Origin of the sequence: Pseudomonas sp. UBA6753 (assembly GCF_002453565.1) — a bacterium.
GTDB classification, from domain to species: domain Bacteria; phylum Pseudomonadota; class Gammaproteobacteria; order Pseudomonadales; family Pseudomonadaceae; genus Aquipseudomonas; species Aquipseudomonas putida_Z.
The window spans coordinates 129050-148370 of sequence record NZ_DKHD01000061.1 but is presented as its reverse complement, the minus strand read 5'-3'; the positions used below and the strand labels follow the sequence as shown (position 1 = coordinate 148370).

The 19321-nt window shown below is 63.2% G+C and carries 24 protein-coding genes; 13 read left to right on the top strand and 11 right to left on the bottom strand.

The window, feature by feature from the left end; genetic code table 11:
• Entirely contained in the window at positions 1-1440 is a 1440-nt protein-coding gene (tldD, locus tag B2790_RS24620) for a metalloprotease TldD (protein WP_024086333.1), read from the top strand.
• Positions 1441-1579: 139 nt separating this feature from the next.
• Here tldD and yjgA read toward each other — a convergent pair whose 3' ends face one another.
• Positions 1580-2101: a ribosome biogenesis factor YjgA gene (yjgA, locus tag B2790_RS24615; protein WP_025337817.1), complete on the bottom strand. Its 522-nt coding sequence runs from the start codon at positions 2099-2101 to the stop codon at positions 1580-1582.
• A gap of 108 nt (positions 2102-2209) precedes the next feature.
• Here yjgA and pmbA point away from each other — a divergent pair, with 108 nt between their 5' ends.
• From pmbA to B2790_RS24595, 4 genes are all read left to right on the top strand, one after another.
• Complete coding sequence (pmbA, locus tag B2790_RS24610) at positions 2210-3556, top strand: metalloprotease PmbA (RefSeq protein WP_025337818.1); 1347 nt, start codon at positions 2210-2212, stop codon at positions 3554-3556.
• 242 nt (positions 3557-3798) lie between these two features.
• Positions 3799-4200, top strand: coding sequence for a hypothetical protein (locus tag B2790_RS24605; protein WP_025337819.1), 402 nt, complete (start codon positions 3799-3801; stop codon positions 4198-4200).
• Positions 4193-5569 (top strand): class II fumarate hydratase, encoded by a 1377-nt coding sequence (locus B2790_RS24600; protein WP_286919980.1) that lies wholly within the window; start codon positions 4193-4195, stop codon positions 5567-5569. Before B2790_RS24605 ends, B2790_RS24600 begins: the two co-directional genes overlap by 8 nt.
• Before the next feature lie 75 nt (positions 5570-5644).
• Positions 5645-6256: a superoxide dismutase gene (locus B2790_RS24595; protein ID WP_286919979.1), complete on the top strand. Its 612-nt coding sequence runs from the start codon at positions 5645-5647 to the stop codon at positions 6254-6256.
• A 282-nt stretch (positions 6257-6538) separates the two neighbouring features.
• Here the strand turns inward: B2790_RS24595 and B2790_RS24590 are convergent, their stop codons facing one another.
• The 10 genes from B2790_RS24590 to B2790_RS24545 all read right to left on the bottom strand — a co-directional run bounded on the left by B2790_RS24590 (position 6539) and on the right by B2790_RS24545 (position 13551).
• Positions 6539-6811: an HPr family phosphocarrier protein gene (locus B2790_RS24590; RefSeq protein WP_023660775.1), complete on the bottom strand. Its 273-nt coding sequence runs from the start codon at positions 6809-6811 to the stop codon at positions 6539-6541.
• Positions 6812-6830: 19 nt separating this feature from the next.
• Positions 6831-7685 (bottom strand): RNase adapter RapZ, encoded by an 855-nt coding sequence (gene rapZ, locus B2790_RS24585; RefSeq protein ID WP_025337823.1) that lies wholly within the window; start codon positions 7683-7685, stop codon positions 6831-6833.
• Between the two features lie 2 nt (positions 7686-7687).
• Positions 7688-8152, bottom strand: coding sequence for a PTS IIA-like nitrogen regulatory protein PtsN (gene ptsN, locus B2790_RS24580; protein ID WP_015269060.1), 465 nt, complete (start codon positions 8150-8152; stop codon positions 7688-7690).
• Between the two features lie 12 nt (positions 8153-8164).
• Positions 8165-8473 (bottom strand): ribosome hibernation-promoting factor, HPF/YfiA family, encoded by a 309-nt coding sequence (gene hpf / locus B2790_RS24575; protein ID WP_003255135.1) that lies wholly within the window; start codon positions 8471-8473, stop codon positions 8165-8167.
• Positions 8474-8552: 79 nt separating this feature from the next.
• Positions 8553-10046 carry an RNA polymerase factor sigma-54 gene (locus B2790_RS24570; protein WP_046615768.1) on the bottom strand — a complete coding sequence of 498 codons (1494 nt, stop codon included), beginning with the start codon at positions 10044-10046 and terminating at the stop codon, positions 8553-8555.
• A 175-nt stretch (positions 10047-10221) separates the two neighbouring features.
• Complete coding sequence (gene lptB, locus B2790_RS24565) at positions 10222-10947, bottom strand: LPS export ABC transporter ATP-binding protein (protein WP_015269062.1); 726 nt, start codon at positions 10945-10947, stop codon at positions 10222-10224.
• Positions 10948-11472, bottom strand: a complete 525-nt coding sequence (gene lptA, locus B2790_RS24560; protein ID WP_015269063.1) for a lipopolysaccharide transport periplasmic protein LptA — start codon at positions 11470-11472, stop codon at positions 10948-10950.
• Positions 11459-12031 (bottom strand): LPS export ABC transporter periplasmic protein LptC, encoded by a 573-nt coding sequence (gene lptC, locus B2790_RS24555; protein WP_286919978.1) that lies wholly within the window; start codon positions 12029-12031, stop codon positions 11459-11461. Before lptC ends, lptA begins: the two co-directional genes overlap by 14 nt.
• 8 nt (positions 12032-12039) lie before the next feature.
• Positions 12040-12564, bottom strand: a complete 525-nt coding sequence (locus B2790_RS24550) for a KdsC family phosphatase (RefSeq protein ID WP_024086339.1) — start codon at positions 12562-12564, stop codon at positions 12040-12042.
• Between the two features lie 12 nt (positions 12565-12576).
• Entirely contained in the window at positions 12577-13551 is a 975-nt protein-coding gene (locus tag B2790_RS24545) for a KpsF/GutQ family sugar-phosphate isomerase (protein ID WP_003257920.1), read from the bottom strand.
• Between the two features lie 248 nt (positions 13552-13799).
• Here B2790_RS24545 and B2790_RS24540 point away from each other — a divergent pair, with 248 nt between their 5' ends.
• The 8 genes from B2790_RS24540 to hisG all read left to right on the top strand — a co-directional run bounded on the left by B2790_RS24540 (position 13800) and on the right by hisG (position 19296).
• A complete protein-coding gene (locus B2790_RS24540; RefSeq protein ID WP_012270662.1) occupies positions 13800-14609 on the top strand; it encodes an ATP-binding cassette domain-containing protein in 810 nt (269 codons plus the stop codon).
• On the top strand, positions 14609-15406 hold the full coding sequence (mlaE, locus tag B2790_RS24535; RefSeq protein ID WP_025337825.1) for a lipid asymmetry maintenance ABC transporter permease subunit MlaE: 798 nt from the start codon (positions 14609-14611) through the stop codon (positions 15404-15406). Before B2790_RS24540 ends, mlaE begins: the two co-directional genes overlap by 1 nt.
• The gene (mlaD, locus tag B2790_RS24530) at positions 15406-15891 is read left to right on the top strand and encodes an outer membrane lipid asymmetry maintenance protein MlaD (RefSeq protein ID WP_003257921.1); all 486 of its coding nucleotides are present in this window, start codon (positions 15406-15408) and stop codon (positions 15889-15891) included. Before mlaE ends, mlaD begins: the two co-directional genes overlap by 1 nt.
• A gap of 9 nt (positions 15892-15900) precedes the next feature.
• Positions 15901-16548 carry an MlaC/ttg2D family ABC transporter substrate-binding protein gene (locus B2790_RS24525; RefSeq protein ID WP_025337826.1) on the top strand — a complete coding sequence of 216 codons (648 nt, stop codon included), beginning with the start codon at positions 15901-15903 and terminating at the stop codon, positions 16546-16548.
• Positions 16545-16847, top strand: coding sequence for an STAS domain-containing protein (locus tag B2790_RS24520; protein WP_075043869.1), 303 nt, complete (start codon positions 16545-16547; stop codon positions 16845-16847). Before B2790_RS24525 ends, B2790_RS24520 begins: the two co-directional genes overlap by 4 nt.
• A 117-nt stretch (positions 16848-16964) precedes the next feature.
• Positions 16965-17204: a BolA family protein gene (locus tag B2790_RS24515; protein WP_003255121.1), complete on the top strand. Its 240-nt coding sequence runs from the start codon at positions 16965-16967 to the stop codon at positions 17202-17204.
• 23 nt (positions 17205-17227) lie between these two features.
• Positions 17228-18493, top strand: a complete 1266-nt coding sequence (murA, locus tag B2790_RS24510) for a UDP-N-acetylglucosamine 1-carboxyvinyltransferase (RefSeq protein ID WP_286101109.1) — start codon at positions 17228-17230, stop codon at positions 18491-18493.
• Between the two features lie 167 nt (positions 18494-18660).
• Positions 18661-19296 (top strand): ATP phosphoribosyltransferase, encoded by a 636-nt coding sequence (gene hisG, locus B2790_RS24505; protein WP_286919976.1) that lies wholly within the window; start codon positions 18661-18663, stop codon positions 19294-19296.
• The last annotated feature ends 25 nt before the right edge of the window (positions 19297-19321 follow it).

Genomic DNA, 19321 nt, shown 5'->3' with positions numbered 1-19321 from the left:
ATGAGCCAAATGTTATCCACCGTCAGCGAGCAGCTCCTGGCCCCAGGCGGCTTGACCCTGGACAGCCTGCAGAGCGTGCTGGGTGAGTTGGCCGGCCCCGGCATCGATGCCGCCGACCTGTATTTCCAGGGCCAGATCTCGGAAACCTGGGCGCTGGAAGACGGCATCGTCAAAGAGGGCAGTTTCAACCTCGACCAGGGCGTGGGCGTGCGTGCCCAGTCCGGTGAAAAGACCGGCTTTGCCTACAGCAACGCAATCAACCTCGAAGCGCTGACCTCGGCCGCCCGTGCCGCCCGTTCGATCTCCCGTGCCGGGCAGAACGGCAAGGTACAGGCCTTCCGCAGCCAGGACGTGACTGCCCTTTATCCGGCGGACAACCCGCTGGATGTGCTCAGCCGTGCCGAGAAGGTCGAGCTGCTCAAGCGTGTCGACGCCGCCACCCGTGCCCTGGACCCGCGTATCCAGCAGGTCAGTGTGAGCATGGCCGGGGTCTGGGAGCGCATCCTGATCGCTGCGGCCGATGGCAGCCTGGCCGCCGACGTGCGCCCGCTGGTGCGCTTCAACGTCAGCGTCATCGTCGAGCAGAATGGCCGCCGCGAGCGTGGCGGGCAGGGCGGTGGCGGGCGTACCGACTACCGCTTCTTCACCGAAGAGCGGGTCATGGGCTATGCCCGCGAAGCGCTGCGCCAGGCCCTGGTGAACCTGGAGGCGATCCCGGCACCGGCTGGTACCCTGCCGGTGGTGCTGGGCTCGGGCTGGTCGGGCGTGCTGCTGCACGAGGCTGTCGGTCACGGCCTGGAAGGTGACTTCAACCGCAAGGGCAGTTCGGCGTTCAGCGGTCGTATTGGCGAGAAAGTGGCATCGAGCCTGTGCACCATCGTCGACGACGGCACCCTCGAAGGCCGCCGTGGCTCGCTGAGCGTGGATGACGAAGGCACCCCGACCGAGTGCACCACGCTGATCGAGAACGGCGTGCTCAAGGGCTACATGCAGGACAAGCTGAACGCGCGCCTGATGGGCATGGCGGTGACCGGCAACGGCCGCCGCGAATCCTACGCGCACCTGCCGATGCCGCGCATGACCAACACCTACATGCGTGCCGGCGAAAGCGACCCGCAGGAAATCATCGCTTCGGTGAAGAAGGGCATCTACTGCGCCAATCTCGGCGGTGGCCAGGTGGACATCACCAGCGGCAAGTTCGTGTTCTCGACCAGTGAGGCCTACCTGATCGAAGACGGCAAGATTACCGCGCCGGTGAAGGGGGCGACCCTGATCGGCAATGGCCCGGAAGCGATGAGCCGGGTGTCGATGGTCGGTAACGACCTGGCGCTGGACAGCGGGGTAGGGACTTGCGGCAAGGACGGGCAGTCGGTGCCGGTGGGGGTCGGGCAGCCGACCTTGAAGCTGGATGCGATTACTGTGGGCGGTACAGGGGCGTGATGGCCATCTGGGACCGCTTTGCGGTCCTTTCGCGACGCAAGGCCGCTCCCGCAGGGATTGCGCCATGCAGAAATGGCTGCGCACTTACTGTGGGAGCGGCCTTGTGTCGCGATTGGGCCGCAAAGCGGCCCCAGGGTGATCAGCGCAAGCCGCGCTGCAGCTCGTCGAGGTCGCGGATGTACTTGAACACCTTGCGCGCGGCGGCAGGCGGTTTGTTCCGCGCCTTCTCGTGCTGGGCATGGCGCACCAGCGAGCGCAGTTGCTGGCGGTCGGTGTCGGGGTATTCGCTGACGAAGCGCTCGAGGTCTTCGTCGTTACCGTCGATCAACCGGTCGCGCCAGCGCTCCAGGCCGTGGAAGCGCTCGTTGTACTGGCGGGTCGAGCTGTCCATCTGTTCGAGCAAGGCGTGGATGGCATCCAGGTCCTGCACGCGCATCAGCTTGCCGACAAACGACATGTGGCGTTTGCGGGCACCGTGAGCGGTGTGCTTGCTGGCTTCAGCCAGGGCCTTGCGCAGCTCGTCGGTCAACGGCAGGCGAGCCAGGGTATCGGCCTTGAGCGTGGTAAGGCGCTCGCCGAGTTCGACCAGCGCATGCAGCTCGCGCTTGATCTGGGTTTTGCTTTTTTCGCCGTCGAAGGCGTCGTCGTTTGAATCAACCATGGTGGCAGTCCGCTAGAAATCGCCGCCATGATAACCAGTCGGGGGCCGCTTGTCCGGCCCGGTCGTAGAATGACCCTCGCCGAACGCAGAATTTGAGTGGAGAGAACCATGAGTGCAGTCCAGAGCGTAGGTCCGAAGGACCTGCCAGCATTGCAGGAGCAGGTCGAGGCGATCATCGCCGAAGCGCGCCGCCAGGGGGCCAGTGCCTGCGAAGTGGCGGTGTCGCTGGAGCAGGGCCTGTCCACCACGGTACGCCAGCGAGAGGTCGAAACGGTCGAGTTCAACCGCGACCAGGGCTTTGGCATCACCCTCTATGTGGGCCAGCGCAAAGGCTCGGCCAGCACCTCGGCCAGTGGCCCGGAAGCGATTCGCGAAACCGTCGCCGCGGCCTTGGCGATTGCCAAGCATACCTCCGAGGACGAATGTTCCGGCCTGGCCGACGCAGCGTTGATGGCCCGTGAGATCCCGGACCTGGACCTGTACCACGACTGGAACCTCGAGCCGGAGAAGGCCATCGAGATGGCCCTGGCCTGCGAGGCGGCGGCGTTCGACGCCGACCCGCGTATCCTCAATGCCGACGGCACCACCCTCAATACCCACCAGGGCTGCCGCGTGTATGGCAACAGCCATGGTTTCATCGGTGGCTACGCCTCGACCCGGCACAGCCTGAGCTGCGTGATGATCGCCGAAGGCGACGGCCAGATGCAGCGGGACTATTGGTACGACGTGAACCGGCAAGGCAACCTGCTGGCAGACCCGCGTAGCATCGGCGTGCGCGCTGCCCAGCGTGCCGCCAGCCGCCTGGGTGCACGGCCGGTACCGACCTGCGAGGTGCCGGTGCTGTTCTCGGCCGAGCTGGCCGGTGGCCTGTTCGGCAGCTTCCTGTCGGCCATCTCCGGCGGCAACCTGTATCGCAAGTCGTCGTTCCTGGAGGGGACCATCGGCCAGCGCCTGTTCCCCACCTGGCTGACCCTCGACGAGCGCCCGCACATTCCGCGGGCACTGGGCAGTGCCGCATTCGACGGCGATGGCCTGGCTACCTATGCCAAGCCGTTCGTCGACAAGGGTGAGCTGGTGTCGTACCTGCTGGGTACCTATTCCGGGCGCAAGCTGGGTTTGCCAAGCACGGCCAACGCCGGCGGCGTGCACAACCTGTTCGTCAGCCATGGTGTCGAAGACCAGGCGGCGCTGATCCGGCGCATGGGCCGCGGGCTGCTGGTGACCGAGTTGATGGGGCATGGCCTGAACATGGTGACGGGGGATTATTCCCGTGGCGCGGCAGGGTTCTGGGTCGAGAATGGCGAGATTCAGCACGCGGTGCAGGAAGTGACCATTGCCGGGAACATGAAAGACATGTTCCAGCAGATTGTCGCGATTGGCAGCGATCTTGAGACCCGCAGCAACATTCACACCGGGTCGGTGCTGATCGAGCGGATGACTGTGGCGGGTAGCTGATCCACAACCTGTATCGGCCTCTTCGTGGGCTTGCCCGCTCCCACAGATACTGCACAAGCTTGAAACCTGTGCGATCCCTGTGGGAGCGGGCAAGCCCGCGAAGAGGCCGGTGCAGGCTATAGAGAATTTTCAATGAAACCGAAGACCCGGCCCCCACGCCGGGTTTTTTGTTTCATCACCTTTTTCTTGAAGTGATTCTGTTTATCACTTAATAATGAATATCATTATCCAGTAACCCGGCGATGATGTTCATGAAACCCGTCCTCCGCGAACTGCCCTACCTGGAAAACTGGCGCTGGCTCAGCCGACGCATCCGCTGTGCGCTCGAGCCCGACGAGCCGCGCTTGATCGAGCATTACCTGGCTGAAGGCCGTTACCTGGTGTGCTGCACCGAGACCTCGCCATGGACGGTGGCGCTGACCTCCTTCCGCCTGCTGCTGGATACCGCCTGCGACCGCATGCTGCCCTGGCATTGGCGCTGCCTGTGCCTGGACCAGGCCTGGCGCCCGCTGCTGGACCTGCGCAACCTCGACCGCGAGGCCCAGAACCAGCGCTGGCAGCCCTACGCCCTGCAGTTGGCCAATTGCCGCCTGCTGCCGTCGATTTCTCCCGATGAACTGATGCAAGGATTTGATGATGAGTGATACCCGTATCGAGCGTGACAGCATGGGCGAACTGCAGGTGCCGGCCCAGGCCCTGTACGGTGCCCAGACCCAGCGCGCGGTCGACAACTTCCCGATCAGCGGCCAGCGCATGCCGGCCCAGTTCATTCGCGCGCTGCTGCTGGCCAAGGCTGCCGCGGCCAAGGCCAACGTCGAACTGGAACAGCTGTCGACCGCGCAGGGCCAGGCCATCGTCACGGCAGTCGAGCAACTACTGGCGGGTGACTTCATCCAGCATTTCCCGGTGGATGTGTTCCAGACCGGCTCCGGCACCAGCTCGAACATGAACGCCAACGAGGTGATCGCGACTCTGGCCAGCCGCGTGCTGGGTGAAGCCGTCAACGCCAACGACCACGTCAACTGCGGCCAGAGCAGCAACGACATCATCCCGACCACCATTCACGTCAGCGCCGCCCTGGCCCTGCACGAGCAACTGCTGCCAGCCCTGGCGCACCTGGTACAGGTGATCGAGGCCAAGTCGGCACAGGTGCATCAGTACGTGAAGACCGGCCGCACCCACCTGATGGACGCCATGCCAGTGCGCATGAGCCAGGTGCTGGATGGCTGGGCGGCGCAGATCAATGGCGCCAAGGCACACATCGAAGCGACCCTGCCGAGCCTGCAGGCGCTGGCCCAGGGTGGCACCGCCGTGGGCACCGGCATCAACGCCCACCCACAGTTCGCTGCCGGTTTCGCACGCCAGCTCAGCGGCCTGACCCAGGTCGAGTTCACCCCCGGGCAGAACCTGTTCGCCCTGATCGGCTCGCAGGACACCGCCGTGGCCCTGTCCGGCCAGCTCAAGACTGCCGCCGTGGCGCTGATGAAAATCGCCAACGACCTGCGCTGGATGAACTCTGGCCCGCTGGCCGGGCTGGGCGAAATCGAGCTGCAAGGCCTGCAGCCGGGCTCTTCGATCATGCCGGGCAAGGTCAACCCGGTGATTCCGGAGGCCACCGCCATGGTCGCCGCCCAGGTGATCGGCAATGACGCCACCATCGCCATCGCCGGCCAGTCCGGCAACTTCGAGCTGAACGTGATGCTGCCGGTGATCGCCCGCAACCTGCTGGAGAGCATCGAGCTGATGGCCCACGTCAGCCGCCTGCTGGCCGACAAGGCCATCGCCAGCTTCAAGGTCAACGAAAGCAAGCTCAAGGAAGCCCTGGCACGCAACCCGATTCTGGTCACGGCGCTGAACCCGATCATCGGCTACCTCAAGGCCGCTGAAATCGCCAAGACCGCCTACAAGCAGGGCCGTCCGATCATCGACGTGGCGCTGGAGCACACCGACCTGTCCCGTGACCAGCTGGAAGCGCTGCTGGACCCGGAGAAGCTCACCGCCGGTGGTATCTGACACTGAGTCACGGCCCAAGCGCCAGCGGTGGCCGCATTGGTCATCGCCCAACCCATGCCTACGGAATTCACTGATATGCCTCATACCTTGCCTGCACTGCCTTACGCCTACGCTGCGCTGGAACCGCACATCGACTCGCAGACCATGGAAATCCACCACACCAAGCACCACCAGACCTACGTCAATGGCCTCAACGCCGCCATCGAAGGCACCGAGTGGGCTGGGTGGCCGGTGGAAAAACTGCTCGGCGCGGTCGGGCAACTGCCGGAAAACCTGCGTGGTGCGGTGACCAACCATGGCGGCGGGCACGCCAACCACAGCCTGTTCTGGACCGTGATGTCGCCGCAGGGTGGGGGAGAGCCGCAGGGCGCTCTGGCGCAGGCCATCGACGCCCAACTGGGCGGCTTCGATGCCTTCAAGGAGGCCTTCACCAAGGCTGCGCTGACCCGCTTCGGCAGTGGCTGGGCCTGGCTCAGCGTGACCCCGCAGAAAACCCTGGTAGTGGAAAGCAGCGGCAACCAGGACAGCCCGCTGATGCACGGCAACACGCCAATCCTCGGCCTGGACGTGTGGGAGCATGCCTACTACCTGAAGTACCAGAACCGTCGTCCGGAATACATCGGTGCCTTCTACAACGTCATTGACTGGGCGGAAGTGGAGCGCCGCTACCTAGAAACCCTGAAGTGAGTCTCCCCGGTATGCGCTCCCAGATGATTTCTGTCAGCCGTGTGCGCCTGTTTCGCTTGTTTCGCCTGATGCTTGGGACTTTGCTGTTACTGGCAGGCACTGCATTGCTATTGGCGCGCGGCTTTGCCTGGTTGGACCTGGCCTGGCCATCTTGGGGCTGTGCATCGGTTTGCGCCGGATGATGGGGTGTTCACCGGCTTCGCTTTGGGAGCGGCACATGACTCATTGAATTGGTGGGGACTCTGTGGGAGCGGGTACCGCTTGCGAATGAGCCAGCGAGTTTCATTCGCCTTCGTCGAAGAAGTTGTTGATCAGCTCGACCAGCGCATCCATGGCATCAACGTCCTGCTCGCCTTCGGTATGCAGATGCACCTGGGTGCCTTTGCCGGCCGCCAGCATCATCACCGCCATGATGCTCTTGCCATCCACCAGCTTGTCCGGCGCACGGCCAACCCTGACCTGGCAGGGGAAGCGGCCGGCAACGCCGACGAACTTGGCTGCCGCCCGGGCATGCAGACCCAGCTTGTTGATGATGGTGATTTCACGGGCGGGCATCGTGGGGCGGATCCTTGGGCTAGAGGTCGCGGTGGCGGACCTGGACGTTTTTCAGGGATTGCTGCAGCAGCTGGCCAAGGCGTTCGGTAATGTACACCGAGCGGTGGTGGCCGCCGGTGCAGCCAATGGCAATGGTGACGTAGGCACGGTTGCTGGCGGCGAAGCGGGGCAGCCACTTGAGCAGGTAGCTGGAAATGTCGTTGAACATCTCTTCGACATCCGGCTGTGCGGCCAGGTAGTCGATTACCGGTTGGTCGAGGCCGGAGTGCTCACGCAGCTCAGGCTTCCAGTAGGGGTTGGGCAGGCAGCGCACATCGAACACCAGGTCGGCATCGACCGGCATTCCGCGCTTGAAACCGAACGACTCGACCAGGAACGCGGTGCCAGGCTCGGGCTGGTTGAGCAGGCGCAGCTTGATCGAATCACGCAGTTGGTACAGGTTCAGGCTGGTGGTATCGATCTTCAGGTCGGCCAGGTCTGCAATCGGCCCCAGCAATTCGCTTTCCACCCGAATCGCTTCCGCAAGCGAGCGGTCGGCGTTGGTCAGCGGGTGGCGTCGGCGGGTTTCCGAGAAGCGCTTGAGCAGTACGTCTTCGTCGGCATCCAGGTACAGCACGTCGCACTGGATATGCCGAGCGCGGGCTTCTTCGAGCAACTCGGGGAAACGCGTCAGGTGGCTGGGCAGGTTGCGCGCGTCGATCGACACGGCGACCTTGGGTTGCAGCAATTCGGTATTGATCAGCGCATTTTCCGCCAGCTGTGGCAGCAGCCCGGCGGGCAGGTTGTCAATGCAGTAGAAACCGTTGTCTTCCAGGACATCGAGGGCGGTGCTCTTGCCGGAGCCGGACCGGCCGCTGACGATGATCAGGCGCATGTTCAGTGCTCGTTCTGTACGTCCAGGACAACCTGGAACAGGGCCTCGCTGCTGGTGGCCGCACGCAGGCGATCACGGACCTCCTTGCGATCGAGCATGCTGGCAATCTGGCGCAGCAATTCCAGATGGGCATCGGTGGCGGCTTCAGGCACCAGCAGGACGAATAGCAGGTCCACCGGCGCGCCATCGATGGCGTCGTAGTCGATAGGGGCTTCCAGGTGCAGCAGGGCGCTGACCGGAGCGGAACATCCTTCAAGCCGGCAGTGCGGGATGGCGATGCCGTTGCCGAAACCGGTCGAACCGAGTTTTTCCCGGGCGACCAGTTTTTCGAAGACGTCTTGCATCTCCAGTTCGGGCACTTGTTCGGCGATGACGGTGGCGACCTTTTCCAGGGCGCGCTTCTTGCTGCCGCCCGGCACGTTCACGAGGGAACGGCCGGGGGTCAGGATGGTTTCAAGTCGGATCATGGATGAGGGGGATCAGCGGGCAGCTGCACCTTGCAGCAGGCTTTGCTGTTTTTCCTTGTGTTTTTTCAGTTGGCGGTCGAGCTTGTCGGCCAAGGCGTCGATCGCTGCATACATGTCTTCGTGTTCGGCGTTGGCAACCACTTCGCCGCCGGGAATCTGCAAGGTCGCCTCGACCTTTTGCTGCAGCTTCTCGACTTTCATGATGACCTGCACGTTGGTGATCTTGTCGAAGTGACTTTCCACGCGAGCGAGCTTTTCAAGCACATAATCGCGCAGTGGCTGGGTGACTTCTACATGCTGTCCACTGATATTGACTTGCATACAGCTTCTCCTTTGTTGCCCGTGCATAAAGAGGCAGGTCTTGCACCTGCCCCACAAACGCTGTGGCACATCTCAGGGGCTACATCAGTCGCTTGCGCTCGCTCGACGGTGCGATGCCGAGGGACTCGCGGTACTTGGCGACGGTGCGACGGGCTACCTGGATGCCTTGTGCCTCCAGTAAACCAGCGATCTTGCTGTCACTCAATGGCTTTTTCTGATTTTCCGCCGCAACCAGTTTCTTGATGATCGCGCGGATCGCCGTAGACGAGCATTCTCCGCCTTCGGAGGTGCTGACGTGGCTGGAGAAAAAGTATTTCAGTTCGTAGATGCCACGCGGGGTGTGCATGTATTTCTGCGTGGTTACCCGCGAAATGGTCGACTCGTGCATGCCCACCGCCTCGGCGATGTCATGCAGTACCAGCGGCTTCATCGCTTCGTCGCCGTGGTCGAGGAAGCCGCGCTGGTGCTCGACGATCTGCGTGGCCACCTTCATCAGGGTTTCGTTGCGGCTTTGCAGGCTCTTGATGAACCAGCGCGCTTCCTGCAACTGGTTGCGCATGAAGGTGTTGTCGGCGCTGGTGTCGGCCCGGCGCACAAAGCCGGCGTACTGCGGGTTGACGCGCAGGCGCGGAATGGCCTCCTGGTTCAGCTCCACCAGCCAGCGGTCGCTGTCCTTGCGCACGATGACGTCGGGCACCACGTACTCGGGCTCGCTGGACTCGATCTGCGAGCCGGGGCGCGGGTTGAGGCTTTGTACCAGTTCGATGACCTGGCGCAGCTCGTCTTCCTTGATTTTCATGCGACGCATCAGCTGGCTGTAATCACGGCTGCCGAGCAGGTCGATGAAGTCGGTGACCAGGCGCTTGGCTTCGGCCATCCACGGGGTGCTGGCAGGCAGCTGGCGCAGTTGCAGCAACAGGCATTCGCCCAGGGTGCGGGCGGCAATGCCGGCTGGCTCGAACTGCTGGATGCGGTGCAGCACCGCTTCGACCTCGTCCAGCTCGATATCCAGCTCCGGGTCGAAACCGGCGCAGATCTCCTCGAGGGTGTCTTCCAGGTAGCCCTGGCCGTTGATGCTGTCGATCAGGGTGACGGCGATCAGGCGGTCGGTGTCGGACATCGGGGCCAGGTTCAGTTGCCACAGCAGGTGGCTTTGCAGGCTTTCGCCGGCCGATGTGCGGGTGGTGAAGTCCCACTCGTCGTCATCGTTGCTCGGCAGGCTGCTGGCACTGGTCTGGTAGATGTCTTCCCAGGCGGTGTCGACCGGCAGTTCGTTGGGGATGCGCTCGCTCCACTCACCGTCTTCCAGGGTGTCGGCACTGGTGGTGCTTTCCTGGAAGCTGTTGTCCTGGACTTCGGCGGCCGGCTTGTTCTCGGCGTTGTCCGCCATCGGGTCGCTGTTGTCGAAGTCGTCGCCGTCTTCCTGACGTTCGAGCATCGGGTTCGACTCCAGCGCTTCCTGGATTTCCTGTTGGAGGTCCAGGGTGGAGAGCTGGAGCAGGCGGATGGCCTGTTGCAACTGCGGTGTCATCGTCAGTTGCTGGCCCATTTTTAGGACGAGCGATGGTTTCATGGCTGGGGCTTAATACCTTGTTCGCCGGCGCGCATGCGCCATCCACTACACGAGGGCGCCGGGGCGCCAGATCAAGCAAGTTTTATGCCTTAAATTGTAGCGTTTGCCTAGAGCACCGTAACACTTTACCCCGGGTTTCAGGGCGATTTGCCAGTACTCCAGGCGCGTGCCAGGCTCAGAGCCGGAACTCGTGGCCCAGGTAAACCTCTTTGACCAGGTCGTTGGCCAGGATGGTTTCGGCGTCGCCTTCAGCGATCAGCCGGCCATCGTTGACGATATAGGCGGTTTCGCAGATATCCAGGGTCTCACGCACGTTGTGGTCGGTGATCAGTACACCGATGCCCTTGGCCTTGAGGTGATGGATGATCTGCTTGATGTCGCCGACCGAAATCGGGTCGACACCGGCAAACGGTTCGTCCAGCAGGATGAACTTGGGTGCGGTCGCCAGCGCGCGGGCAATTTCCACGCGGCGGCGCTCACCACCGGACAGGCTCATGCCGAGGTTGTCGCGAATATGGCTGATGTGGAACTCCTGCAGCAGGCTTTCCAGCTCTTTGCGCCGGCCGTCGCGGTCGAGCTCCTTGCGGGTCTCGAGGATGGCCATGATGTTGTCGGCCACCGACAGCTTGCGGAAGATCGAGGCTTCCTGCGGCAGGTAGCCGATGCCGGCGCGAGCGCGACCGTGCATGGGCTGGTGGCTGACATCGAGGTTGTCGATCAGCACGCGCCCCTGATCGGCCTGGACCAGGCCGACGATCATGTAGAAGCAGGTGGTCTTGCCGGCGCCGTTGGGGCCGAGCAGGCCGACGATCTGGCCGCTGTCGATCGACAGGCTGACGTCACGTACGACTTGCCGCCCCTTGTAGCTCTTGGCCAGGTGCTGGGCTTTGAGGGTTGCCATTTACTCGGCCTTCTTCTTGGGCTGGATCACCATGTCGATACGCTGACGCGGCGAGGTCACGTTGCCACCACGACCGGCGGTTGCCACCTGGGTCTGGGTGTTGTAGACGATCTTCTCGCCTTCGGTGGTGTTGCCTTCGTTCTCGACCTTGGCGCGGTCGGTGAGGATCACCATGTCCTTCTGCGACTGGTACTGGATGGTCACCGCCCAGCCTTTCATCTTGTCCGGTTTGGCTGCGCTCTGCTGCTGCTCGAAGTAGGCCAGGTTGCCCACCGAGGTCACCACGTCGATGTCGCCGGAGGCGGAGCGGGTGATGGTCACGGTGTTGCCTTTGATCATCATCGAACCCTGGGTGATGATCACGTCGCCGGTGTAGGTGGCCACGCCCTGCTTGTCGTCCAGGTGGGCGTTGTCGGCCTGGATGCGGATAGGCTGGTCACGGTCGTTCGGCAGGGCGAGGGCGCTCGCGCTTCCCAGTGCTGCGCTCAGGCTGAGCAAAAGGGGGAGGGTTTTAACGAGCCTCATACTGTCCTCTTACGTTAGAGAGCAAGTCCATCTTGCCTTCTTTCAAATACGCTTTCATTCCTTTGCCCGTAGTTGTGCCACCGGCGCCGTCGATTCTAACGGCTTGCTCGGTCTGCGCATATTGCTTCTGCGGGAACACGGTCATGCGCGAGCTGGTAATGATCATTTCGCGCTGCTTTTCGTCGGTGCGGGCGACCCGTACGTTGTCGATCAGTTCGACTTCACTACCGTCCGGGTTGACTTCGGCGCGGGTGCTCTGCACGTGCCACGGGTATTCGGTACCGCGGTACAGGTGCAGGTCCGGCGTGGTCAGCAGGGTGATTTCGCTGGCCTTGAGGTGTTCGACCTTGTCGGCGGTCATTTCGTACTGCAGCTTGCCGTCGGGCAGGAACTGCACGCTGTGGGCGTTGATCGCGTAGTAGTCGACGGCGTTTTCGTCGACCTGGGCCGCCGGCTTGTCGAGGAAGCTTTCCGGGCTGACATTCCAGTAGCCGATCGCCACCAGCAGGGTGGCGATCACCGCGAGCAGCGCAATGTTGCGGGCTTTCTTGCTGAACATGGGCAGCCTTACAGATAGTTGGCGTTGGCAGCGTCCAGGGTGCCCTGGGCCTGCATGATCAGTTCGCAGAATTCACGGGCCGCGCCTTCGCCGCCACGTGCCTGGGTCACGCCATGGGCGTGCTGGCGAACGAACGGCGCGGCATTGGCCACCGCCATGCCCAGTGCGACCCGGCGGATCACCGGCAGGTCGGGCAGGTCGTCGCCAAGGTAGGCCACTTGAGCATAGCTCAGGCCCAGTTCGGCGAGCAGGCCGTCCAGCACCACCAGTTTGTCCTCGCGGCCCTGGTACAGGTGCGGGATGCCGAGGTTCTTCGCCCGGCGCTCGACCACCGGGGTCTTGCGCCCGCTGATGATCGCGGTGGTCACGCCCGAGGCCATGAGCATCTTGATGCCCTGGCCGTCGAGGGTGTTGAAGGTCTTGAACTCGCTGCCGTCCTCGAGGAAGTACAGGCGCCCGTCGGTGAGCACGCCGTCCACGTCGAACACTGCCAGCTTGATGTTCTTGCCGCGTTGCATGAGGTCCTGGTTCATTCCATTGCTCCTTTACATCACGCCGGCGCGCAGCAGGTCGTGCATGTTCAGGGCGCCGGTGGGGCGGTCCTCGCGGTCCACCACCACCAGGGCGCCGATCTTGTGGTCTTCCATGATCTTCAGGGCCTCGGCCGCAAGCATTTCGGCGCGGGCCGTCTTGCCGTGCACGGTCATTACCTGGTCGATCAGGGTGGTGTGGACGTCGATGTTGCGGTCCAGGCTCCGGCGCAGGTCGCCGTCGGTGAAGATCCCTGCCAGCTTGCCATCGGCTTCGACGATCACGGTCATGCCCAGGCCTTTGCGGGACATTTCAAGGAGTGCGTCCTTGAGCAGGGTGCCGCGGGGCACCTGGGGCAGTTCGTCGCCGGCGTGCATCACGTTCTCCACCTTGAGCAGCAGGCGGCGGCCCAGTGCACCACCCGGGTGCGAGAAGGCAAAGTCCTCGGCGGTGAAGCCGCGGGCTTCGAGCAGGGCAATGGCCAGCGCGTCGCCCAGCACCAGCGAGGCGGTGGTGGAGGAGGTGGGGGCCAGGTTAAGCGGGCAGGCCTCTTGTTCGACGCGGGCGTCGAGGTTGACCTCGGCAGCCTGGGCCAGGGGCGAGTCCGGGTTGCCGGTCAGGCTGATCAGCTTGATGCCCAGGCGCTTGATCAGCGGCAGCAGGGTGACGATTTCGGCGGTGCTGCCGGAATTCGACAGGGCAAGGATGACATCATCGCGGGTGATCATGCCCATGTCGCCATGGCTGGCTTCGGCAGGGTGCACGAAAAACGCCGGTGTGCCGGTGCTGGCCAGGGTGGCGGCGATCTTGTTGCCGATGTGCCCGGACTTGCCCATGCCGACCACGACGACCCGGCCCTTGCTGGCCAGGATCAGTTCGCAGGCCTTGACGAAATTGTCGTCGATGCGCGCCAGCAGGGCCTCTACGGCCTCGAGTTCCAGGCGCAGGGTGCGTTGGGCGGATTGGATCAGCTCGCTGGATTGGCTCATGTCGAAAAAGCAATGCCTGATGAAAAGGCGGCGATTATAGCTGCAATGAAAGAAACCCTCACGCTTTCGATTGCCGTGGTGAATGTCTGGGCAGCCTGTCGCAGGGCTGAACGACTCGTTAGCCGGCCTTGGGGCGGCGCTGTCAGCGGTGCTATAGTTCGCCGCTATTCGGCCTGCCTGGGGCGCTTGTGCCTTCCAGATGGAGGCCGACGTCCATTAGGACGAGGCTGCACTAGCAAGGAGTCTAGATGAGTGTGGATAGCGCCTACGCGGTCGAGTTGAAGGGGGTTACCTTCAAACGCGGTTCGCGCAGCATTTTCAGCAACGTCGACATTCGCATCCCGCGCGGCAAGGTCACCGGTATCATGGGGCCATCGGGTTGCGGCAAGACCACGTTGCTCCGCCTGATGGGCGCGCAGTTGCGCCCCTCCAGCGGTGAGGTCTGGGTTGCCGGGCAGAACCTGCCGACGCTGTCGCGCAGCGACCTGTTCGACGCCCGCAAGCAAATGGGGGTGCTGTTCCAGAGCGGCGCGCTGTTCACCGATCTCGATGTGTTCGAGAACGTCGCGTTCCCGCTGCGCGTGCACACCCAGCTGTCGGACGAGATGATCCGCGATATCGTGCTGATGAAGCTGCAGGCCGTGGGGCTGCGCGGTGCCATCGACCTGATGCCCGACGAGCTGTCCGGTGGCATGAAGCGCCGTGTGGCGTTGGCCCGGGCAATTGCCCTGGACCCGCAGATCCTCATGTACGACGAACCGTTCGTCGGTCAGGACCCGATCGCCATGGGTGTATTGGTGCGTCTGATCCGCCTGCTCAACGACGCCCTGGGTATCACCAGCATCGTTGTTTCCCATGACCTGGCGGAAACCGCCAGCATCGCCGACTACATCTATGTGGTAGGTGACGGCCAGGTGCTGGGCCAGGGGACGCCTGACGAGCTGATGGGCTCGGACAACCCGCGCATTCGCCAGTTCATGAAGGGCGACCCGGACGGCCCGGTGCCTTTCCACTTCCCTGCGCCTGACTACCGCGCCGACCTGCTGGGAGCGCGTTGATGCGCAGAAAATCCTTACTCGAACGTGTCCGCCTGCTGGGGCGCTCGGCCATCGACGTGCTGGCGGTGCTGGGGCGCTCCTGCCTGTTCCTGTTCCATGCGCTGATCGGCCGTGGCGGCATCGGTGGCGGCTTCCAGCTGCTGGTCAAGCAGCTGTATTCGGTGGGCGTGCTGTCGCTGGCGATCATCGTCGTGTCCGGCGTGTTCATCGGCATGGTGCTGGCGCTGCAGGGCTTCAGCATCCTGACCAAGTACGGCTCGGAGCAGGCGGTTGGGCAGATGGTCGCCCTGACCCTGCTGCGTGAGCTCGGCCCGGTGGTGACGGCATTGCTGTTCGCCGGCCGTGCCGGTTCGGCGCTGACCGCAGAAATCGGCAACATGAAGTCCACCGAGCAGTTGTCGAGCCTTGAAATGATCGGCGTCGACCCGCTCAAGTACATCGTCGCGCCGCGCCTGTGGGCCGGTTTCATCTCGCTGCCGTTGCTGGCGCTGATCTTCAGCGTGGTCGGCATCTGGGGTGGCTCGTGGGTGGCGGTGGACTGGCTGGGCGTCTACGAGGGCTCGTTCTGGGCCAACATGCAGAACAGTGTTTCGTTCACCGACGACGTGCTCAACGGGCTGATCAAGAGCCTGGTATTTGCCTTCGTCACGACCTGGATCGCCGTATTCCAGGGGTACGACTGTGAGCCCACCTCAGAAGGGATCAGCCGTGCCACCACCAAGACCGTGGTCTATGCCTCGTTGGCAGTGCTGGGTCTGGACTTTATTCTGACCGCCTTGATGTTTGGAGATTTCTGATGCAAAACCGCACCCTGGAAATCGGTGTCGGCCTGTTCCTCCTGGCCGGGATCCTGGCGCTGCTGCTGCTCGCCCTGCGTGTCAGCGGGCTGTCGGCCAGCCCGAGCAGCGATACCTATAAAGTTTATGCCTACTTCGACAATATCGCCGGTTTGACGGTCAGAGCTAAAGTGACCATGGCCGGTGTGACCATCGGCAAGGTTACCGCCATCGATCTGGACCGTGATTCGTACACCGGTCGGGTGACGCTGCAGCTGGACAAGTCGGTGGACAACCTGCCGACCGACTCCACTGCCTCGATCCTGACCGCCGGGTTGCTGGGCGAGAAGTACATCGGCATCAGCGTGGGCGGTGAGGACCAGGTGCTCAAGGACGGCGGGACCATCCACGACACCCAGTCGGCGCTGGTGCTGGAAGATCTGATTGGCAAGTTCCTGCTCAACTCCGTTGGCAAGGAACCGAAAGAAGCGCAACCGGCTAATTAAGGAGTTTCCATGATTTCCATCCTGCGACGTGGCCTGCTGGTCCTGCTGGCGGCCTTCCCCCTGCTGACCATGGCTGCGCAGACGCCACACGATGTGGTTCAGGGCACCACCACTGAACTGCTGGGCGACCTCAAGGCCAACAAGGAACAGTACAAGTCCAACCCCAATGCCTTCTACGATGCGCTGAACCGCATCCTCGGCCCGGTGGTGGACGCTGACGGTATTTCCAGAAGCATCATGACCGTCAAGTACTCGCGCAAGGCTACCCCCGAGCAGATGCAGCGCTTCCAGGAAAACTTCAAGCGCAGCCTGATGCAGTTCTATGGCAATGCCCTGCTCGAGTACAACAACCAGGGCATCACCGTCGACCCGGCCAAGGCTGATGACGGCAAGCGCGCCAGCGTTGGCATGAAGGTCACCGGCAACAACGGTGCCGTGTATCCGGTGCAGTACACCCTGGAAAACATCGGCGGCGAGTGGAAGGTGCGTAACGTGATCGTCAACGGCATCAACATCGGCAAGCTGTTCCGCGACCAGTTCGCCGACGCCATGCAGCGCAATGGCAACGACCTGGACAAGACCATCGACGGCTGGGCCGGCGAAGTGGCCAAGGCCAAGCAGGCCGCCGACAACTCGCCAGAGAAGACCGTCAAATGAGTGAGGCCGGCGTAAGCATGGCCGAGCCGGGCGTGCTGCGCCTGGCCGGCGAGCTGGACTACCGCAGCGGGCCGGCCCTGCGCAAGCAGGGCAAGGCGCTGATCGCGGCCTGCCGCGAGGCGCAGCTGGTGCTCGATTGCTCGGCAGTGCAGCGCTCCACCAGTGTCGGCCTGTCGTTGCTGCTGGCATTCATGCGTGATGCCCAGGCCGCCGGCAAGGGTTGCCAGGTGCGCAGCATGCCCGACGACATGCGGGAAATTGCCGAGGTCTATGACCTCGATGAAGTGCTGGCAACCTGATGGCCCGGCACGGATGATGGCCCCTCGGTCAGCGAAGCCCTCGTTGGGCTTCGCAGGCGAGGGGCTTTTTTGTATGATGGCCGACCCGTGCGCATCGGGCGCCGATTGAGGTTGAGCATGCAGGCCGTAGAAGTTAAAAGCTTCCTTGAAGAGAAATTGCCGGGTTCCCGGGTCGAAGTTGAAGGCGAAGGCTGCAACTTCCAGTTGAACGTGATCAGCGACGAGTTGGCTGGCCTGAGCCCGGTCAAACGCCAGCAGGCGATCTATGCTCACCTGAATCCGTGGATCGCCAATGGCAGCATCCATGCGGTAACCATGAAATTTTTCAGCAGCGCAGCCTGGGCTGAGCGCACCTGAGCCAACGTGGCGGCGAGATTCCAATGGACAAACTGATTATTACTGGCGGCGCTTGCCTTGATGGCGAGATCCGCATTTCGGGCGCGAAGAACGCAGCCCTGCCGATTCTGGCAGCGACCCTGCTGGCCGACGGCCCGGTCACCGTGGGCAACCTGCCGCACCTGCACGACATCACCACCATGATCGAGCTGTTCGGCCGCATGGGCATCGAGCCGGTGATCGACGAAAAGCTGGCGGTCGAGATCGACCCTCGCACCATCAAGACCCTGGTCGCGCCTTACGAGCTGGTCAAGACCATGCGCGCCTCGATCCTGGTGCTGGGCCCGATGGTCGCCCGTTTCGGTGAGGCCGAAGTGGCCCTGCCTGGCGGTTGCGCCATTGGCTCGCGCCCGGTCGACCTGCACATCCGTGGCCTCGAGGCCATGGGCGCGAAGATCGAAGTCGAAGCCGGCTACATCAAGGCCAAGGCACCTGAGGGTGGCCTGCGCGGTGCGCACTTCTTCTTCGACACCGTGAGCGTGACCGGTACCGAGAACATCATGATGGCCGCTGCCCTGGCCAAGGGCCGCAGCGTGCTGCAGAACGCCGCGCGCGAGCCGGAAGTGGTCGACCTGGCCAACTTCATCAACGCCATGGGCGGCAAGGTCCAGGGCGCTGGTACCGACACCATCGTCATCGATGGCGTCGAGCGCCTGCACTCGGCCAACTACCGGGTGATGCCGGACCGTATCGAGACCGGTACCTACCTGGTTGCCGCTGCCGTGACCGGCGGCCGCGTCAAGGTCAAGGACACCGACCCGACCATCCTTGAAGCCGTACTGGAAAAACTCAAGGAAGCCGGCGCCGACATCAGCACCGGCGAAGACTGGATCGAGCTGGACATGCACGGCAAGCGGCCGAAAGCCGTCAACCTGCGTACCGCCCCGTACCCGGCGTTCCCGACCGACATGCAGGCGCAGTTCATCTCGCTCAACGCCATTGCCGAAGGCACTGGTGCAGTGATCGAGACGATCTTCGAAAACCGCTTCATGCACGTCTACGAAATGCACCGCATGGGCGCGCAGATCCAGGTCGAAGGCAACACTGCCATCGTCACTGGCGTCAAGGCGCTGAAGGGGGCCCCGGTAATGGCCACCGACCTGCGTGCTTCCGCCAGCCTGGTGCTGTCGGCGCTGGTAGCCGAAGGCGATACCCTGATCGATCGCATCTACCACATCGACCGTGGTTACGAGTGCATCGAAGAAAAACTGCAGATGCTGGGCGCGAAGATCCGTCGCGTACCGGGCTAGTAGCCCTTCGGCATACCGTGTGGGAGCGGGCTTGCCCGCGAATACCGGCAGAGCCGGTGCCATGCACCGCGGTGGTTGCTTTGCGGGCAAGCCCGCTCCCACAATGAATCAAATACGGTCGGGCTCGACGCCCGGCCGGCAGTAGCCGCTTAAGGACCGACGTTCCAATGTTGACCATCGCGCTTTCCAAAGGCCGTATTCTCGACGATACCCTGCCATTGCTGGCCGAGGCCGGTATCGTGCCGACCGAGAACCCGGACAAGAGCCGCAAACTGATCATCCCCACCACGCAGGACGATGTGCGCCTGCTGATCGTGCGTGCCACCGACGTGCCGACCTATGTCGAGCATGGTGCCGCCGACCTGGGTGTGGCCGGCAAGGATGTGCTGATGGAGTACGGCGGCCAGGGCCTTTACGAGCCCCTGGACCTGCAGATTGCCCGTTGCAAGCTGATGACCGCTGGCGTGGTCGGCGCACCCGAGCCCAAGGGCCGTCTGCGCGTGGCTACCAAGTTCATCAACGTAGCCAAGCGCTACTATGCCGAACAGGGCCGCCAGGTCGACATCATCAAGCTGTACGGCTCGATGGAACTGGCTCCGCTGATCAACCTCGCCGACAAGATCATCGACGTGGTCGACACCGGCAACACCCTGCGTGCCAACGGCCTGGAGCCCCAGGAACTGATCGCCACGATCAGCTCGCGCCTGGTGGTCAACAAGGCCTCCATGAAAATGCAGCACGCCCGTATCCAGAGCCTGATCGACACGCTGCGCGGAGCGGTCGAATCGCGACACCGCGGCTGACTCTCTACCGACTGCGCGCGGCCTT

Coding starts and splice junctions, on each gene's coding strand:
- tldD (WP_024086333.1), top strand. CDS start 1: ATGAGCCAAATGTTATCCACCGTCAGCGAGCAGCTCCTGGCCCCAGGC.
- yjgA (WP_025337817.1), bottom strand. CDS start 2,101: ATGGTTGATTCAAACGACGACGCCTTCGACGGCGAAAAAAGCAAAACC.
- pmbA (WP_025337818.1), top strand. CDS start 2,210: ATGAGTGCAGTCCAGAGCGTAGGTCCGAAGGACCTGCCAGCATTGCAG.
- B2790_RS24605 (WP_025337819.1), top strand. CDS start 3,799: ATGATGTTCATGAAACCCGTCCTCCGCGAACTGCCCTACCTGGAAAAC.
- B2790_RS24600 (WP_286919980.1), top strand. CDS start 4,193: ATGAGTGATACCCGTATCGAGCGTGACAGCATGGGCGAACTGCAGGTG.
- B2790_RS24595 (WP_286919979.1), top strand. CDS start 5,645: ATGCCTCATACCTTGCCTGCACTGCCTTACGCCTACGCTGCGCTGGAA.
- B2790_RS24590 (WP_023660775.1), bottom strand. CDS start 6,811: ATGCCCGCCCGTGAAATCACCATCATCAACAAGCTGGGTCTGCATGCC.
- rapZ (WP_025337823.1), bottom strand. CDS start 7,685: ATGCGCCTGATCATCGTCAGCGGCCGGTCCGGCTCCGGCAAGAGCACC.
- ptsN (WP_015269060.1), bottom strand. CDS start 8,152: ATGATCCGACTTGAAACCATCCTGACCCCCGGCCGTTCCCTCGTGAAC.
- hpf (WP_003255135.1), bottom strand. CDS start 8,473: ATGCAAGTCAATATCAGTGGACAGCATGTAGAAGTCACCCAGCCACTG.
- B2790_RS24570 (WP_046615768.1), bottom strand. CDS start 10,046: ATGAAACCATCGCTCGTCCTAAAAATGGGCCAGCAACTGACGATGACA.
- lptB (WP_015269062.1), bottom strand. CDS start 10,947: ATGGCAACCCTCAAAGCCCAGCACCTGGCCAAGAGCTACAAGGGGCGG.
- lptA (WP_015269063.1), bottom strand. CDS start 11,472: ATGAGGCTCGTTAAAACCCTCCCCCTTTTGCTCAGCCTGAGCGCAGCA.
- lptC (WP_286919978.1), bottom strand. CDS start 12,031: ATGTTCAGCAAGAAAGCCCGCAACATTGCGCTGCTCGCGGTGATCGCC.
- B2790_RS24550 (WP_024086339.1), bottom strand. CDS start 12,564: ATGAACCAGGACCTCATGCAACGCGGCAAGAACATCAAGCTGGCAGTG.
- B2790_RS24545 (WP_003257920.1), bottom strand. CDS start 13,551: ATGAGCCAATCCAGCGAGCTGATCCAATCCGCCCAACGCACCCTGCGC.
- B2790_RS24540 (WP_012270662.1), top strand. CDS start 13,800: ATGAGTGTGGATAGCGCCTACGCGGTCGAGTTGAAGGGGGTTACCTTC.
- mlaE (WP_025337825.1), top strand. CDS start 14,609: ATGCGCAGAAAATCCTTACTCGAACGTGTCCGCCTGCTGGGGCGCTCG.
- mlaD (WP_003257921.1), top strand. CDS start 15,406: ATGCAAAACCGCACCCTGGAAATCGGTGTCGGCCTGTTCCTCCTGGCC.
- B2790_RS24525 (WP_025337826.1), top strand. CDS start 15,901: ATGATTTCCATCCTGCGACGTGGCCTGCTGGTCCTGCTGGCGGCCTTC.
- B2790_RS24520 (WP_075043869.1), top strand. CDS start 16,545: ATGAGTGAGGCCGGCGTAAGCATGGCCGAGCCGGGCGTGCTGCGCCTG.
- B2790_RS24515 (WP_003255121.1), top strand. CDS start 16,965: ATGCAGGCCGTAGAAGTTAAAAGCTTCCTTGAAGAGAAATTGCCGGGT.
- murA (WP_286101109.1), top strand. CDS start 17,228: ATGGACAAACTGATTATTACTGGCGGCGCTTGCCTTGATGGCGAGATC.
- hisG (WP_286919976.1), top strand. CDS start 18,661: ATGTTGACCATCGCGCTTTCCAAAGGCCGTATTCTCGACGATACCCTG.